The organism is Mixta hanseatica (assembly GCF_023517775.1).
GTDB classification, from domain to species: Bacteria; Pseudomonadota; Gammaproteobacteria; order Enterobacterales; family Enterobacteriaceae; genus Mixta; species Mixta hanseatica.
On sequence record NZ_CP082904.1, the window covers coordinates 442,654 to 457,675 of the forward strand.

Annotated in this window: 27 protein-coding genes; 24 read left to right on the forward strand and 3 right to left on the reverse strand. The window is 50.8% G+C overall.

Going from position 1 to position 15,022, the window contains the following annotated elements:
- Positions 1–8: 8 nt before the first annotated feature.
- From rpsC to K6958_RS02130, 24 genes are all read left to right on the forward strand, one after another.
- Complete coding sequence (rpsC, locus tag K6958_RS02015; protein ID WP_085068468.1) at positions 9–710, forward strand: 30S ribosomal protein S3; 702 nt, start codon at positions 9–11, stop codon at positions 708–710.
- A gap of 12 nt (positions 711–722) precedes the next feature.
- Positions 723–1,133, forward strand: a complete 411-nt coding sequence (gene rplP / locus K6958_RS02020) for a 50S ribosomal protein L16 (RefSeq protein ID WP_008927134.1) — start codon at positions 723–725, stop codon at positions 1,131–1,133.
- Positions 1,133–1,324, forward strand: coding sequence for a 50S ribosomal protein L29 (gene rpmC, locus K6958_RS02025; RefSeq protein ID WP_038629759.1), 192 nt, complete (start codon positions 1,133–1,135; stop codon positions 1,322–1,324). Before rplP ends, rpmC begins: the two co-directional genes overlap by 1 nt.
- The gene (gene rpsQ / locus K6958_RS02030; protein ID WP_003850147.1) at positions 1,324–1,578 is read left to right on the forward strand and encodes a 30S ribosomal protein S17; all 255 of its coding nucleotides are present in this window, start codon (positions 1,324–1,326) and stop codon (positions 1,576–1,578) included. The genes rpmC and rpsQ overlap by 1 nt, the downstream gene beginning before the upstream one ends.
- Positions 1,579–1,995: 417 nt before the next feature.
- On the forward strand, positions 1,996–2,367 hold the full coding sequence (rplN, locus tag K6958_RS02035; RefSeq protein WP_038629760.1) for a 50S ribosomal protein L14: 372 nt from the start codon (positions 1,996–1,998) through the stop codon (positions 2,365–2,367).
- 10 nt (positions 2,368–2,377) lie between these two features.
- Complete coding sequence (gene rplX / locus K6958_RS02040; protein ID WP_038629761.1) at positions 2,378–2,692, forward strand: 50S ribosomal protein L24; 315 nt, start codon at positions 2,378–2,380, stop codon at positions 2,690–2,692.
- Between the two features lie 14 nt (positions 2,693–2,706).
- A complete protein-coding gene (gene rplE, locus K6958_RS02045; RefSeq protein ID WP_038629762.1) occupies positions 2,707–3,246 on the forward strand; it encodes a 50S ribosomal protein L5 in 540 nt (179 codons plus the stop codon).
- A 14-nt stretch (positions 3,247–3,260) separates the two neighbouring features.
- Positions 3,261–3,566: a 30S ribosomal protein S14 gene (rpsN, locus tag K6958_RS02050; protein WP_085068464.1), complete on the forward strand. Its 306-nt coding sequence runs from the start codon at positions 3,261–3,263 to the stop codon at positions 3,564–3,566.
- Positions 3,567–3,599: 33 nt separating this feature from the next.
- The gene (gene rpsH, locus K6958_RS02055) at positions 3,600–3,992 is read left to right on the forward strand and encodes a 30S ribosomal protein S8 (protein ID WP_017374146.1); all 393 of its coding nucleotides are present in this window, start codon (positions 3,600–3,602) and stop codon (positions 3,990–3,992) included.
- Positions 3,993–4,003: 11 nt separating this feature from the next.
- Positions 4,004–4,537 carry a 50S ribosomal protein L6 gene (gene rplF, locus K6958_RS02060; protein ID WP_085068462.1) on the forward strand — a complete coding sequence of 178 codons (534 nt, stop codon included), beginning with the start codon at positions 4,004–4,006 and terminating at the stop codon, positions 4,535–4,537.
- 9 nt (positions 4,538–4,546) lie between these two features.
- The gene (gene rplR, locus K6958_RS02065; RefSeq protein WP_249893128.1) at positions 4,547–4,900 is read left to right on the forward strand and encodes a 50S ribosomal protein L18; all 354 of its coding nucleotides are present in this window, start codon (positions 4,547–4,549) and stop codon (positions 4,898–4,900) included.
- 14 nt (positions 4,901–4,914) lie between these two features.
- A complete protein-coding gene (gene rpsE, locus K6958_RS02070) occupies positions 4,915–5,415 on the forward strand; it encodes a 30S ribosomal protein S5 (protein WP_085068460.1) in 501 nt (166 codons plus the stop codon).
- 6 nt (positions 5,416–5,421) lie between these two features.
- Entirely contained in the window at positions 5,422–5,601 is a 180-nt protein-coding gene (rpmD, locus tag K6958_RS02075; protein ID WP_004846568.1) for a 50S ribosomal protein L30, read from the forward strand.
- 3 nt (positions 5,602–5,604) lie between these two features.
- Positions 5,605–6,039, forward strand: coding sequence for a 50S ribosomal protein L15 (gene rplO / locus K6958_RS02080; protein WP_249893129.1), 435 nt, complete (start codon positions 5,605–5,607; stop codon positions 6,037–6,039).
- Between the two features lie 7 nt (positions 6,040–6,046).
- The gene (gene secY, locus K6958_RS02085; RefSeq protein ID WP_104955947.1) at positions 6,047–7,378 is read left to right on the forward strand and encodes a preprotein translocase subunit SecY; all 1,332 of its coding nucleotides are present in this window, start codon (positions 6,047–6,049) and stop codon (positions 7,376–7,378) included.
- A 31-nt stretch (positions 7,379–7,409) separates the two neighbouring features.
- Positions 7,410–7,526: a 50S ribosomal protein L36 gene (rpmJ, locus tag K6958_RS02090; RefSeq protein ID WP_004160566.1), complete on the forward strand. Its 117-nt coding sequence runs from the start codon at positions 7,410–7,412 to the stop codon at positions 7,524–7,526.
- A 145-nt stretch (positions 7,527–7,671) separates the two neighbouring features.
- On the forward strand, positions 7,672–8,028 hold the full coding sequence (rpsM, locus tag K6958_RS02095) for a 30S ribosomal protein S13 (protein WP_008457189.1): 357 nt from the start codon (positions 7,672–7,674) through the stop codon (positions 8,026–8,028).
- A gap of 16 nt (positions 8,029–8,044) precedes the next feature.
- A complete protein-coding gene (gene rpsK, locus K6958_RS02100) occupies positions 8,045–8,434 on the forward strand; it encodes a 30S ribosomal protein S11 (RefSeq protein ID WP_004160563.1) in 390 nt (129 codons plus the stop codon).
- 31 nt (positions 8,435–8,465) lie between these two features.
- Positions 8,466–9,086, forward strand: a complete 621-nt coding sequence (gene rpsD, locus K6958_RS02105) for a 30S ribosomal protein S4 (RefSeq protein WP_085068454.1) — start codon at positions 8,466–8,468, stop codon at positions 9,084–9,086.
- A gap of 25 nt (positions 9,087–9,111) precedes the next feature.
- Positions 9,112–10,101, forward strand: a complete 990-nt coding sequence (locus K6958_RS02110; protein ID WP_085068452.1) for a DNA-directed RNA polymerase subunit alpha — start codon at positions 9,112–9,114, stop codon at positions 10,099–10,101.
- Positions 10,102–10,141: 40 nt separating this feature from the next.
- Positions 10,142–10,528, forward strand: a complete 387-nt coding sequence (gene rplQ / locus K6958_RS02115) for a 50S ribosomal protein L17 (RefSeq protein WP_003850180.1) — start codon at positions 10,142–10,144, stop codon at positions 10,526–10,528.
- A gap of 121 nt (positions 10,529–10,649) precedes the next feature.
- Positions 10,650–11,018: a DnaJ family domain-containing protein gene (locus K6958_RS02120; protein ID WP_249893130.1), complete on the forward strand. Its 369-nt coding sequence runs from the start codon at positions 10,650–10,652 to the stop codon at positions 11,016–11,018.
- Between the two features lie 2 nt (positions 11,019–11,020).
- On the forward strand, positions 11,021–11,458 hold the full coding sequence (zntR, locus tag K6958_RS02125) for a Zn(2+)-responsive transcriptional regulator (protein WP_249893131.1): 438 nt from the start codon (positions 11,021–11,023) through the stop codon (positions 11,456–11,458).
- Positions 11,459–11,512: 54 nt separating this feature from the next.
- The gene (locus K6958_RS02130; protein ID WP_249893132.1) at positions 11,513–11,767 is read left to right on the forward strand and encodes an alternative ribosome-rescue factor A; all 255 of its coding nucleotides are present in this window, start codon (positions 11,513–11,515) and stop codon (positions 11,765–11,767) included.
- Positions 11,768–11,776: 9 nt separating this feature from the next.
- Here the strand turns inward: K6958_RS02130 and mscL are convergent, their stop codons facing one another.
- The 3 genes from mscL to rsmB form a co-directional block, all read right to left on the reverse strand.
- Positions 11,777–12,187: a large-conductance mechanosensitive channel protein MscL gene (mscL, locus tag K6958_RS02135; protein WP_249893133.1), complete on the reverse strand. Its 411-nt coding sequence runs from the start codon at positions 12,185–12,187 to the stop codon at positions 11,777–11,779.
- Positions 12,188–12,314: 127 nt separating this feature from the next.
- Positions 12,315–13,691, reverse strand: coding sequence for a Trk system potassium transporter TrkA (gene trkA / locus K6958_RS02140; protein ID WP_249893134.1), 1,377 nt, complete (start codon positions 13,689–13,691; stop codon positions 12,315–12,317).
- Between the two features lie 39 nt (positions 13,692–13,730).
- Positions 13,731–15,020: a 16S rRNA (cytosine(967)-C(5))-methyltransferase RsmB gene (gene rsmB, locus K6958_RS02145; protein WP_249893135.1), complete on the reverse strand. Its 1,290-nt coding sequence runs from the start codon at positions 15,018–15,020 to the stop codon at positions 13,731–13,733.
- Positions 15,021–15,022 lie beyond the last annotated feature (2 nt).

A 15,022-nucleotide genomic window follows, 5' to 3' on the forward strand; every position in this document is an offset into this window, starting at 1 on the left:
GACTAGCAATGGGTCAGAAAGTACATCCTAATGGTATTCGACTGGGTATTGTTAAACCCTGGAACTCTACCTGGTTCGCTAATACCAAAGAATTCGCTGACAACCTGGACAGCGATTTTAAAGTGCGTCAGTTCCTGACTAAAGAACTGGCTAAAGCGTCTGTATCGCGCATCGTTATCGAGCGTCCGGCTAAAAGCATCCGTGTGACCATTCACACTGCTCGCCCGGGCATCGTTATCGGTAAAAAAGGCGAAGACGTAGAAAAACTGCGCAACGTTGTAGCGAATATCGCTGGCGTTCCTGCGCAGATCAATATCGCCGAAGTCCGTAAACCGGAACTGGACGCGAAATTGGTTGCTGACAGCATCACTTCTCAGCTGGAGCGTCGCGTGATGTTCCGCCGCGCGATGAAGCGTGCTGTACAGAACGCAATGCGTCTGGGCGCTAAAGGTATCAAAGTTGAAGTTAGTGGCCGTCTGGGCGGCGCAGAAATCGCACGTACCGAATGGTACCGCGAAGGTCGCGTACCGCTGCACACCCTGCGTGCTGACATTGACTACAACACCTCAGAAGCGCACACCACTTATGGTGTAATCGGCGTTAAGGTATGGATCTTCAAAGGTGAGATCCTGGGTGGTATGGCTGCTGTTGAACAACCGGAAAAACCGGCTGCTCAACCGAAAAAGCAGCAGCGTAAAGGCCGTAAGTAAGGAGAGTCGCTGATGTTACAACCAAAGCGTACAAAATTCCGTAAGGTGCACAAAGGCCGCAACCGTGGTCTGGCTGCCGGTACGGATGTGAGCTTCGGTACTTTCGGTCTGAAAGCTGTTGGCCGTGGTCGTCTGACTGCTCGTCAGATCGAAGCAGCACGTCGTGCTATGACCCGTGCAGTTAAGCGTCAAGGTAAGATCTGGATCCGTGTATTCCCGGACAAACCGATCACCGAGAAGCCGCTGGAAGTGCGTATGGGTAAAGGTAAAGGTAACGTGGAGTATTGGGTTGCCTTGATCCAGCCGGGTAAAGTCCTGTATGAAATGGACGGCGTACCGGAGGAGCTGGCCCGTGAAGCATTCAAGCTGGCAGCAGCAAAACTGCCTATCAAAACCACCTTTGTTACTAAGACGGTGATGTAATGAAAGCAAAAGAGCTGCGTGAAAAAAGCGTTGAAGAGCTGAACACTGAGCTGCTGAACCTGCTGCGTGAGCAGTTTAACCTGCGCATGCAGGCAGCATCTGGCCAGCTGCAGCAGACTCATCTGCTGAAGAATGTGCGCCGTGATGTTGCACGCGTTAAAACTTTACTGACTGAGAAGGCGGGTGCGTAATGACCGATAAAATTCGTACTCTGCAAGGTCGTGTTGTTAGTGACAAAATGCAGAAATCTGCAGTTGTTGCTATCGAGCGTTTCGTGAAGCACCCGATCTACGGTAAATTCATTAAGCGTACGACTAAGCTGCACATCCATGACGAGAACAACGAATGCGGTATCGGTGACGTGGTAGAAATCCGCGAATGCCGTCCGCTGTCCAAGACTAAGTCCTGGACTCTGGTTCGCGTTATTGAGAAAGCGGTTCTGTAATAGAAGCCTCTTTCTTATTGAAACCCTCTGCCTCGGCAGAGGGTTTTTTTTTGCCTGTCGCCCGGCTTCGCCGATCCGGCATTAAAAAGGGTTGATATAAGAGACGTTGGCTGCGATGGGGAAGGGCCATTAGGCGCTAACTTTGGCGCCTGAAGCGCCTTATCAGCCCCGGCACCGAAGAATAACTGCTAATAAGATGAAGAAGTGTGCAGATTACGATTGCTACAGAGTGAACAATTCCTTAGAATGTCGCGTTCCTTAATTTACAGGTTCAAATATCGGCTCGACATGAGCCGTTTATTTTTTCTACCCATCTGCGGGGACCGGTGTTATAATGCCGCGCCCTCAATTATGGGGCTTTCTAACGACCCGCTGTTTGGGTCCCGAAGTAGTAGTTGACATTAGCGGAGCACTAAAATGATCCAAGAACAGACTATGCTGAACGTCGCCGACAACTCCGGTGCACGTCGCGTAATGTGTATCAAGGTTCTGGGTGGCTCGCACCGTCGCTACGCAGGCGTAGGCGACATCATCAAAGTTACCATCAAGGAAGCAATTCCGCGTGGTAAAGTGAAAAAAGGTGATGTGCTTAAGGCGGTAGTGGTGCGCACCAGGAAGGGTGTTCGTCGCCCTGACGGTTCTGTCATTCGCTTCGATGGTAATGCATGCGTTATTCTGAACAATAACAGCGAGCAGCCTATCGGAACGCGTATTTTTGGGCCGGTAACTCGTGAACTTCGTAATGAAAAGTTCATGAAAATTATCTCCCTGGCACCAGAAGTACTCTAAGGAGCGAGCAATGGCAGCGAAAATCCGTCGTAACGACGAAGTTATCGTGCTGACCGGCAAAGATAAAGGTAAGCGCGGTAAAGTAAAAAATGTCCTGTCTTCTGGCAAGGTCATTGTTGAAGGTATCAACCTGGTGAAGAAACATCAGAAGCCGGTTCCGGCTCTGAACCAACCAGGCGGCATCGTTGAAAAAGAAGCTGCAATCCAGGTTTCTAACGTTGCTATCTTCAATGCGGCTACCGGTAAGGCTGACCGTGTAGGCTTTAGATTCGAAGACGGCAAAAAAGTCCGTTTCTTCAAGTCTAACAGCGAAACTATCAAGTAATTTGGAGTAGTACGATGGCGAAACTGCATGATTACTACAAAGACGAAGTAGTTAAAAAACTCATGACTGAGTTTGGCTACAATTCTGTCATGCAAGTCCCTCGGGTCGAGAAGATCACCCTGAACATGGGTGTTGGTGAAGCGATCGCTGACAAAAAGCTGCTGGATAACGCAGTAGCTGACCTGGCAGCAATCTCCGGTCAAAAACCGCTGGTCACCAAAGCACGCAAATCAGTTGCAGGCTTCAAAATCCGTCAGGGCTATCCGATCGGCTGTAAAGTAACTCTGCGTGGCGAACGCATGTGGGAGTTCTTTGAGCGTCTGGTCACTATTGCTGTACCGCGTATTCGTGACTTCCGTGGCCTGTCTGCGAAGTCTTTCGATGGTCGTGGTAACTATAGCATGGGCGTCCGTGAGCAGATCATCTTCCCAGAAATCGACTACGACAAAGTCGATCGCGTTCGTGGTTTGGATATCACCATTACCACTACTGCGAAATCTGATGATGAAGGCCGTGCTCTGCTGGCTGCTTTTGACTTCCCGTTCCGCAAGTAAGGTAGGGTTACTTAATGGCTAAGCAATCAATGAAAGCACGCGAAGTCAAGCGTGAGAAATTAGCAGACAAATTCTTCGCAAAACGCGTAGAACTGAAAGCGATCATTTCTGATGTGAACGCCTCCGACGAAGATCGTTGGAATGCTGTTCTCAAGCTGCAGAGTCTGCCGCGTGATTCCAGCCCGTCTCGTCAGCGTAACCGCTGCCGTCAAACAGGTCGTCCGCATGGTTTCCTGCGGAAGTTCGGGTTGAGCCGTATCAAGGTCCGTGAAGCCGCTATGCGCGGTGAAATTCCGGGTCTGAAAAAGGCTAGCTGGTAATTGTCACCAATTGAATCACGGGAGTAAAGACAGATGAGCATGCAAGATCCGATCGCGGATATGCTGACCCGTATCCGTAACGGTCAGGCCGCGAACAAAGTTGCGGTCACCATGCCTTCCTCCAAGCTGAAAGTGGCAATCGCCAACGTGCTGAAGGAAGAAGGTTATATTGAAGATTTCAAAATCGAAGGCGACATCAAGCCGGAACTGGAACTGACTCTTAAGTATTTCCAGGGTAAAGCTGTGGTAGAAAGCATTCAACGTGTTAGCCGTCCTGGCCTGCGCATCTATAAGAAAAAAGATGAGCTGCCGAAGGTAATGGCTGGACTGGGTATTGCTGTTGTTTCTACCTCTAAAGGTGTTATGACTGATCGTGCAGCGCGCCAGGCTGGTCTTGGTGGCGAAATTATCTGCTACGTGGCTTAACGGAGGAAACTATGTCTCGTGTTGCTAAAGCACCTGTCGTTGTTCCTGCCGGCGTAGAGGTAAAACTCAACGGTCAGGAAATTTCGATCAAAGGTAAAAACGGCGAGCTGACTCGTACTATCAATAATGCTGTTGAAATTAAGCATGCTGACAACGCTCTGACTTTCGCTCCGCGCGAAGGTTTCGTTGACGGCTGGGCGCAGGCGGGTACTGCCCGTGCGCTGCTGAACGCAATGGTTATCGGTGTTACCGAAGGCTTCACTAAGAAGCTGCAGCTGGTTGGTGTAGGTTATCGTGCAGCCGTTAAAGGCGATGTCGTGAATCTTTCACTGGGTTTTTCTCACCCGGTTGAACACGCTCTGCCTGCGGGAATCACTGCAGAATGTCCGTCTCAGACTGAAATCGTACTGAAAGGTGCTGATAAACAGCTGATCGGCCAGGTTGCGGCTGACTTGCGCGCCTACCGTCGTCCTGAGCCTTACAAAGGCAAGGGTGTTCGTTACGCCGACGAAGTCGTGCGTACCAAAGAGGCTAAGAAGAAGTAAGGTAACACTATGGATAAGAAATCTGCTCGTATCCGTCGTGCGACCCGCGCACGTCGCAAGATCAAAGAGCTGGGTGCTACTCGCCTGGTGGTACATCGTACCCCGCGTCATATCTACGCACAGGTCATCGCCCCGAACGGCTCTGAAGTTCTGGTTGCTGCTTCTACTGTAGAAAAAGCTATCTCTGAACAACTGAAGTACACCGGTAACAAAGACGCGGCTTCCGCTGTAGGTAAAGCTATTGCTGAGCGCGCGCTGGAAAAAGGCATCAAAGGCGTTGCTTTCGACCGTTCCGGTTTCCAATATCATGGTCGCGTCCAGGCACTGGCAGAAGCTGCCCGTGAAGCTGGCCTTCAGTTCTAAGGTAGAGGTCTAAGATGGCACACATCGAGAAACAAGCTGGCGAACTGCAGGAAAAACTGATCGCGGTAAACCGTGTATCTAAAACTGTGAAAGGTGGCCGTATTTTCTCCTTCACCGCACTGACTGTAGTGGGTGATGGTAACGGTCGCGTAGGTTTTGGTTACGGTAAAGCGCGTGAAGTTCCGGCAGCGATCCAGAAAGCGATGGAAAAAGCCCGTCGCAACATGATTAACGTCGCGCTGACTAACGGCACCCTGCAGCACCCTGTTAAAGGTGCGCACACAGGTTCCCGTGTGTTCATGCAACCGGCTTCTGAAGGTACCGGTATCATCGCCGGTGGTGCAATGCGCGCCGTCCTGGAAGTCGCTGGAGTTCATAACGTTCTGGCTAAAACCTATGGTTCCACCAACCCGATCAACGTGGTTCGTGCAACTATTGATGGCCTGGAAAATATGAAATCTCCGGAAATGGTCGCTGCCAAGCGTGGTAAATCCGTTGAAGACATTCTGGGGTAATTGACCATGGCAAAGACGATCAAAATTACACAAACCCGTAGTGCAATCGGCCGTTTGCCTAAGCATAAGGCAACGCTGCTTGGCCTGGGTCTGCGTCGCATTGGTCATACCGTTGAGCGTGAAGACACGCCTGCTGTTCGCGGTATGGTTAACGCTGTTTCCTATATGGTTAAAGTGGAGGAGTAACAGATGCGTTTGAATACTCTGTCTCCGGCCGAAGGCTCAAAACAGGCGGGTAAACGCCTGGGTCGTGGTATCGGTTCTGGTCTCGGTAAAACCGGCGGCCGCGGTCACAAAGGTCAGAACTCTCGTTCTGGCGGTGGCGTACGTCGTGGTTTCGAAGGCGGTCAGATGCCTCTGTACCGTCGTCTGCCGAAATTTGGCTTCACTTCTCGTAAAGCAATGGTAACGGCGGAAATTCGCCTGTCCGAGCTGGCGAAAGTGGAAGGCGGTATCGTTGACCTGAATACGCTGAAAGCAGCAAACATCATCGGTACTCAGATTGAATTCGCGAAAGTGATTCTGTCTGGCGAAGTTTCTGCACCGGTTACGGTTCGCGGTCTGCGTGTCACTAAAGGCGCTCGTGCTGCAATCGAAGCTGCTGGCGGTACAATTGAGGAATAAGTAGCAGATGGCTAAGCAACCAGGATTAGATTTTCAAAGTGCCAAGGGCGGTTTCGGCGAACTGAAACGCAGACTTTTGTTTGTCATCGGTGCGCTGATTGTATTCCGCATTGGCTCTTTTATTCCGATCCCTGGTATCGATGCCACTGTACTTGCCAAACTGCTTGAACAACAGCGTGGCACCATCATTGAAATGTTCAACATGTTCTCTGGTGGTGCTTTAAGCCGTGCTTCAATCTTTGCTCTGGGTATTATGCCGTATATCTCGGCATCAATTATTATCCAGCTGCTGACGGTGGTTCATCCCGCCCTGGCAGAAATAAAGAAAGAAGGGGAGGCTGGCCGTCGCAAGATTAGCCAGTACACCCGTTACGGTACTCTGGTGTTGGCGATATTTCAGTCGATCGGTATTGCTACCGGTCTGCCGAATATGCCTGGGATGCAGGGCCTGGTAATTAATCCAGGCTTTGCTTTCTACTTCACCGCTGTTGTGAGTCTGGTTACGGGAACGATGTTCCTGATGTGGCTGGGCGAGCAGATTACTGAACGAGGTATCGGCAACGGTATTTCAATCATAATCTTTGCTGGTATTGTTGCGGGGCTTCCGCCGGCCATTGGCCATACCATCGAGCAAGCGCGGCAAGGCGACCTGCACTTCCTTCTGTTGCTGTTGGTTGCAGTTCTCGTATTTGCAGTGACCTTCTTCGTTGTTTTCGTTGAGCGTGGTCAACGCCGCATTGTGGTGAACTATGCGAAACGTCAGCAAGGCCGTCGTGTCTATGCTGCACAGAGTACACATTTACCGTTGAAGGTGAACATGGCAGGGGTTATCCCGGCAATTTTCGCCTCCAGCATTATCCTGTTCCCGGCTACCATCGCATCATGGTTTGGTGGTGGTACAGGATGGAACTGGCTGACAACTATTTCGCTGTATTTGCAGCCAGGACAGCCGCTTTATGTGCTACTCTATGCGACTGCAATCATCTTCTTCTGTTTCTTCTATACGGCATTGGTTTTCAATCCGCGCGAAACAGCAGATAACCTGAAGAAGTCTGGTGCATTTGTACCAGGAATTCGTCCGGGAGAGCAAACGGCGAAGTACATCGATAAAGTGATGACGCGTCTGACGCTAGTTGGTGCGCTCTACATTACTTTCATCTGCCTGATCCCGGAGTTCATGCGTGATGCGATGAAAGTACCGTTCTACTTCGGTGGAACCTCACTGCTTATCGTCGTTGTGGTCATCATGGACTTTATGGCTCAAGTGCAAACTCTGATGATGTCCAGTCAGTACGAGTCTGCATTGAAGAAAGCAAACCTGAAAGGCTATAGCCGCTAATCAGGCGCTTGAGAAGTTACGGAGAGTAAAAATGAAAGTTCGTGCTTCCGTCAAGAAATTATGTCGTAACTGCAAAATCATCCGTCGCGACGGCGTCGTGCGTGTGATTTGCAGCGCCGAGCCTAAGCATAAACAGCGCCAGGGCTGATTTTCTCGCATATTTTTCTTGCAAAGTTGGGTTGAGCTGGCTAGATTAGCCAGCCAATCTTTTGTATGTCTGTGCGTTTCCATTTGAGTATCCTGAAAACGGGCTTTTCAGTATGGGGCGCATATATAATTTATAGGAGTGCATAGTGGCCCGTATAGCAGGCATTAACATTCCTGATCAGAAACATGCCGTAATCGCATTAACTTCGATCTACGGTGTCGGCAAAACTCGCTCCAAGGCCATCTGTGCTGCTGCGGGTATCGCTGAAGATGTTAAGATCAGTGAGCTGTCTGAAGAACAAATCGACACGCTGCGTGACGAAGTTGCCAAATTTGTCGTTGAAGGTGATCTGCGCCGTGAAGTGAGCATGAGCATCAAGCGTCTGATGGACCTTGGTTGCTACCGCGGTTTGCGTCATCGTCGTGGTCTGCCAGTGCGCGGTCAGCGTACCAAGACCAACGCCCGTACCCGTAAGGGTCCGCGCAAACCGATCAAGAAATAATCGGGGTGATTGAATAATGGCAAAGGCACCAGTTCGTGCACGTAAGCGTGTAAGAAAACAAGTCTCAGATGGCGTGGCTCATGTCCATGCTTCTTTTAACAACACCATCGTTACCATTACTGACCGTCAGGGTAACGCACTGGGTTGGGCAACTGCCGGTGGTTCCGGTTTCCGTGGTTCTCGTAAATCTACGCCGTTCGCTGCACAGGTTGCTGCTGAGCGCTGCGCAGAGGCCGTGAAAGATTACGGTATCAAGAATCTGGAAGTTATGGTTAAGGGTCCGGGTCCGGGTCGCGAATCTACCATTCGTGCTCTGAACGCCGCAGGTTTCCGCATCACTAATATTACTGATGTGACTCCGATCCCTCACAACGGTTGTCGTCCGCCGAAAAAACGTCGCGTATAACGCCCGTTTTTAGGATAGTTGGAGAAAGAAAATGGCAAGATATTTGGGTCCTAAGCTCAAGCTGAGCCGTCGTGAGGGCACAGACCTGTTCCTGAAGTCTGGCGTTCGCGCGATTGATTCCAAGTGTAAGATTGAACAAGCCCCTGGCCAGCACGGTGCGCGTAAACCGCGTCTGTCTGACTACGGCGGTCAGTTACGTGAAAAGCAAAAAGTTCGTCGTATCTACGGCGTTCTGGAGCGTCAGTTCCGTAACTATTACAAAGAAGCAGCACGTCTGAAAGGCAACACCGGTGAAAACCTGTTACAACTGCTGGAAGGTCGTCTGGACAACGTAGTTTACCGTATGGGCTTTGGCGCCACTCGTGCAGAAGCACGCCAGCTGGTTAGCCATAAATCTATCATGGTAAATGGTCGCGTTGTTAACATCGCTTCTTATCAGGTATCTCCGAATGACGTAGTCAGCATCCGCGAGAAAGCCAAAAAGCAGTCTCGCGTGAAAGCCGCTCTGGAGCTGGCTGAGCAGCGTGAAAAGCCAACCTGGCTGGAAGTTGATGCAACTAAGATGGAAGGTGTGTTCAAGCGTATTCCTGAACGTACCGATCTGTCTGCGGACATTAACGAACACCTGATCGTCGAGCTTTACTCTAAGTAAAGCTTAGTACCAAAGAGAGGACACAATGCAGGGTTCTGTGACAGAGTTTCTAAAACCGCGCCTGGTAGATATCGAGCAACTGAGTTCGACGCACGCCAAGGTGACCCTTGAGCCTTTAGAGCGTGGCTTTGGCCATACTCTTGGTAACGCACTGCGCCGTATTCTGCTGTCATCCATGCCGGGTTGCGCGGTGACCGAGGTTGAGATTGATGGTGTACTTCATGAGTACAGCACAAAAGAGGGCGTACAGGAAGATATCCTGGAAATCCTGCTTAACCTGAAAGGGCTGGCGGTAAGAGTTCAGGGTAAAGATGAAGTCATCCTTACGCTGAATAAATCTGGCATTGGCCCTGTGACTGCAGCCGACATTACCCATGATGGTGATGTCGAAATCGTCAAGCCGCAGCACGTGATCTGCCATCTGACCGATGAAAACGCATCTATTAATATGCGTATCAAAGTTCAGCGTGGCCGTGGTTATGTGCCGGCTTCTGCCCGAATTCATTCGGAAGAAGATGAGCGCCCAATCGGCCGTCTGTTGGTCGACGCCTGCTACAGCCCTGTAGACCGTATCGCCTACAATGTTGAAGCTGCGCGCGTAGAACAGCGTACCGACCTGGACAAGCTGGTCATCGAAATGGAAACCAACGGCACTATCGATCCTGAAGAGGCGATCCGTCGTGCGGCAACCATTCTGGCAGAACAACTCGAAGCTTTCGTTGACCTGCGTGACGTACGTCAGCCGGAAGTTAAAGAAGAGAAACCAGAATTCGATCCGATCCTGCTGCGCCCTGTTGACGATCTGGAATTGACTGTCCGCTCTGCTAACTGCCTTAAGGCAGAAGCTATCCACTACATCGGTGATCTGGTACAGCGTACCGAGGTTGAGCTACTTAAAACGCCTAACCTTGGTAAAAAATCTCTTACTGAGATTAAAGACGTGCTGGCCTCACGTGGTCTTTCTCTGGGCATGCGCCTGGAAAACTGGCCGCCGGCAAGCATTGCTGATGAATAACCAGATCGCAGGTTAAGGTTTTACTGAGAAGGATAAGGTCATGCGCCATCGTAAGAGTGGTCGTCAACTGAACCGCAACAGCAGCCATCGTCAGGCTATGTTCCGCAACATGGCCGGCTCTTTGGTTCGTCATGAGATCATCAAGACGACCCTGCCGAAAGCGAAAGAGCTGCGTCGCGTAGTTGAGCCGCTGATTACTCTTGCCAAGACCGACAGCGTAGCTAATCGTCGTCTGGCATTCGCCCGCACTCGTGATAACGAGATCGTGGCAAAACTGTTTAACGAGCTGGGCCCGCGTTTCGCGAGCCGTGCCGGTGGTTACACTCGTATTCTGAAGTGTGGCTTCCGCGCTGGTGACAACGCTCCGATGGCTTACATCGAGCTGGTTGATCGTCCAGAAGCTCAAGCAGAAGCTGCAGCAGAGTAATCTGCTGTATGTTAAAGAAACCGGGCCTGGTGCCCGGTTTTTTTATATCCTATTTTCATCTCCGCTTTACCTGTTTCCATTCTGCGCTATTCTGAAGCTCTGCTATTTTCCGGAGCATGATATGTGGTTAATCGATCAGCTGGCTGAACAGCATATTCGCGATGCACAACAAAAGGGTGAGCTGGAAGGCCTGCCTGGCGAAGGTGCGCCGCTCGTATTAGACGATGACAGCCATGTACCTCCTGAGCTTCGCGCTGGCTACCGCCTGTTAAAAAATGCGGGTTATCTGCCACCAGAACTGGAAATGCGTCGCGAAGCGCTGGAGCTTAATGATCTGTTAAAAGAGCTTCATCCCGAGGATAAGACGCACAGCGAGACGTTAAAGCGTCTGCGCCTGTTAGAAATAAAACTCAGACAGGCAGGTATGAATACCGATTTTCTTTCTGGTCAATATCGGGATGCCATCGCCCAACGTCTTGTAGGAGAGTAAATATGTATCGTATCGGGGAGTTGGCTCGGCTGGCCGACGTCACGCCAGATACCATCCGTTATTATGAAAAAGAAAATATGATGGATGCGCCAGCGCGATCCACAGGCGGATTTCGCTTATATAACGATGAGGATCTGCGGCGGCTAAAATTTATTCGGCATGCAAAGCGATTAGGATTAACGTTAGACGCGATCCGCGATTTACTTTCGATCCGCATTGATCCGGAACATCACACCTGCCAGGAATCTAAAAATATCGTCACGGCGCGCCTGCAGGAAGTTGAAACGCGTATTGTGGAGTTGCAATTGATGCAACGTTCTTTACAAAGCTTGAGTGACGCCTGCTGCGGCTCTGCTCATACCAGCATTGAGTGCGCTATTCTGGAAAGCCTGGAACAGGGAACGGTAAAAAACAACGAGGCAAGGGCGGGCAAACATTGATTTCAGCCAAAAACAGATCTATATACTTACCCGACGATCAACAAAGGAGACGTTATGTCTGGTTACCAGCATAAAAAAGGTAAAATCAACAACAACGCTATCGAAGCTTTATTGCATGATCCTCTGTTCAAAACGCGGATCGAGGTAAATGTGAAGGGTAAAGGCAGCTATCGGCGTAAAGCAAAACACAACAATAAGGCCAGTTGGGAGGCCAGTGGTAAAGCAGACTTTACCACTGGCCTTTTGATTAATAAGAGAGCGCTAAGCGCTGCACTGCACGTAAAAGCCTGCGCCTCTTACTCTGAATAACATGAATGTTTAGCCTTTATTATTCTGTTGCTTCATCAAGTCACGGATTTCAGTTAACAACGTCGCTTCCGCGCTGGGTTTTGCTGCCGGCTTTTCAACTTCCTTCTTCTTATGCAGTTTATTCATCAATTTGATAGCGATAAAAATCGCAAACGCGATGATGATGAAGTCAAAAATGTTCTGCAAAAAGATCCCGTACTCCATCACTACCGGCGGCGTCTCTCCCTGAGCCGGTTTTAATACCCACTTGAACTGCTTGAAATCTACCCCGCCGATCAGTAATCCCAGCGGCGGCATAATGATGTTTGCCACCAGCGATGAAACGATTTTACCGAAGGCTGCACCGATAATGACACCGACGGCCAGATCCACCACGTTGCCGCGCATAGCGAAATCACGGAATTCTTTAAAAAAACTCATAAACAGCTCCTTTCCATTGCCAAACCATAAAGTCTAACAAACGAATCAGGGATTGCCATGGCCAATTAACGAAGCGCGAAATTCATGGGGTGAGGTGTTTAAGCAGCATCCTTGCTACTTAACGGTTTTACAGGAAGAACGGGCTGGGCTGGAAAAGACGCTCCACGTCCGGCACGAACTTTTTGTCCGTCAGGAACATGATGACATGATCGCCCTGTTCGATACGCAGGTTGTTATTGGCGATCATGACGTCATCGCCGCGGACCACGGCACCGATAATGGTACCTGGCGGCAGTTTAATCTCTTCAACCAGACGGCCAACCACGCGAGAAGTGGTTTCATCCCCATGCGCAATAGCCTCAATGGCTTCAGCAACGCCGCGGCGCAACGATGAGACACTCACGATATCTGCTTTACGTACGTGACTTAGCAGAGCGGATATCGTTGCCTGCTGTGGAGAAATGGCGATATCGATTACGCTGCCCTGTACCAAATCGACATAAGCACGCCGCTGGATAAGCACCATTACTTTTTTGGCGCCCATCTTTTTAGCCAGCATGGCTGACATGATATTGGCTTCATCGTCATTAGTGACGGCGATAAAAAGATCGACCTGATCAATATGCTCTTCCACGAGCAGCTCTTGATCCGATGCATCGCCATAGAAAACGATGGTGTCCTGCAACAGCTCGGCCAGCTCTGCAGCGCGCTGCTGATTACGTTCAATCAGTTTTACGCTGTAGTGTTTTTCCAGCCGCATCGCCAGGCCATAGCCAATATTGCCGCCGCCAACCAGCATGATTCTTTTATAAGGTTTTTCCAGCCGCTGCATCTCGCTCATCACCGCACGGATATGCTGGCTGGCTGCGATAAAAAAGACCTCATCGCCGGCTTCGACAATGGTTGACCCCTGCGGGCGAATAGGACGATCCTGGCGGAATATCGCGGCAACGCGCGTATCGATATGCGGCATATGCTCACGCATAATCGATAACGGGTTACCAATCAGCGGACCGCCGTAATAGGCTTTCACTACCGCCAGGCTCACTTTACCCTCGGCAAAATTGACCACCTGTAGCGCGCCGGGATACTCGATCAAGCGATAAATATTATCGATCACCAGCTGCTCTGGTGAAATTAGATGATCGATAGGCACCGCTTCCGGTATGAACAACTTATCTGCATCACGAACATAGTCGGCAGCCCGAATACGCGCGATACGGTTTGGCGTGTTGAATAAGGTATAGGCCACCTGACAGGCGATCATATTCGTTTCATCGGAGCTGGTTACCGCTACCAACATATCGGCATCCTGCGCGCCGGCTTCACGCAATACGCGTGGATGGGAACCGTGCCCCTGGACGACACGTAAATCGAACTTATCCTGCAGCTGACGTAGACGCGTAGCGTCTTTATCCACCACGGTAATATCGTTATTTTCACCCACCAGGTTTTCTGCCAGCGTGCCGCCAACCTGGCCTGCTCCGAGAATGATTATTTTCATCGTTGTTTCAACTTATAGGTTGCCGCAGCGCATACTACGTTATCTTTTTATTAGCTTAGCGTAAAAGAATCCATCCCCATCCTGCGGGTGCGGGAAACACTGTAGGCCGATGGTTGCATCACCGCTAAGGGAAATATGTTCCGCATCCTGATGGCGCGCCAGGAAGCTTTCAATCTGCAGATGATTCTCTTCCGGCAGGATGGAGCAGGTTGCATAAACCAGCGTACCGCCGCTTTTCAGATAAGGCCAGATGGCATCCAGGATCTCACGCTGCAGGGCTGCCAGCTCTGGAATATCACGATCGCGTCGCAGCCACTTAATATCAGGATGGCGACGAATCACGCCGGTCGCAGAGCAGGGCGCATCCAGTAAAATGCGATCGAACTGCATGCCCTTACACCACTGCTCCGGGTAACGCCCATCGCCCTGTTTAACATCCGCCTGCATATTCAATCGCTTCAGGTTTTCATAAACGCGTTTCAAGCGTTGCGCATCTACATCCACCGCCATAACCTGCGCGTCCGGCGCCGCTTCCAGAATATGGGTGGTCTTGCCGCCGGGCGCTGCGCACAGATCGAGGATACGCTCTCCGTTCTGTGGTGCAAGCCAAGTGACGCAGCCCTGCGCAGAAGCATCCTGGACCGTAACCCATCCCCGATCGAAGCCGGGCAGCTGACCTACCGATGAGGGCGTTTCCAGCATCAAGGCATCAGGATAAAGAGGATGAGGCGTGGCGCTGTTGCCGCTTTCCTGCAACAGAGCCAGCCACTGTTCACGGCTATGGTGCTGACGATTGACGCGTAGCCACATCGGCGGTCGTTGATTATTTGCCTCAATAATCTGCTGCCACTGATCTGGCCATGCCAGCTGCAGACGTTTCAGCAACCATCCTGGATGTAAAAAGCGTTGCGGAGATTGTTCAAGCTGCGCCATTAATTCAGTCTGCTGACGCTGAAACTGGCGCAAAACGCCGTTTACCAGTCCTTTCATTTGCGGGCGTTTCAGGACGGTTGCGCCTTCAACCGTTTCAGCCAGCGCGGCATGAGCCGGAATACGCGTATAAAGCAGTTGATAAAGGCCGACCATCATCAAGAAGTGCAGAGAACGCTGCTTGCCGGTTAACGGGCGAGACATCAGTTGCTTAATCGCAGCTTCAAGAAGCGGCAGCGTGCGTAATACGCCGAAGCAGAGTTCCTGTAACAACGCGCCGTCTTTATCCGAGAGGTTTTTTTGCGCTGTCGGCAACAGGTTGCTCAGCGATTGCCCCTGTTCTACCACGCGCTCAAGAGTTTGGGCCGCAAGGCTGCGGAGATTAACCGTTTTTTTCATAT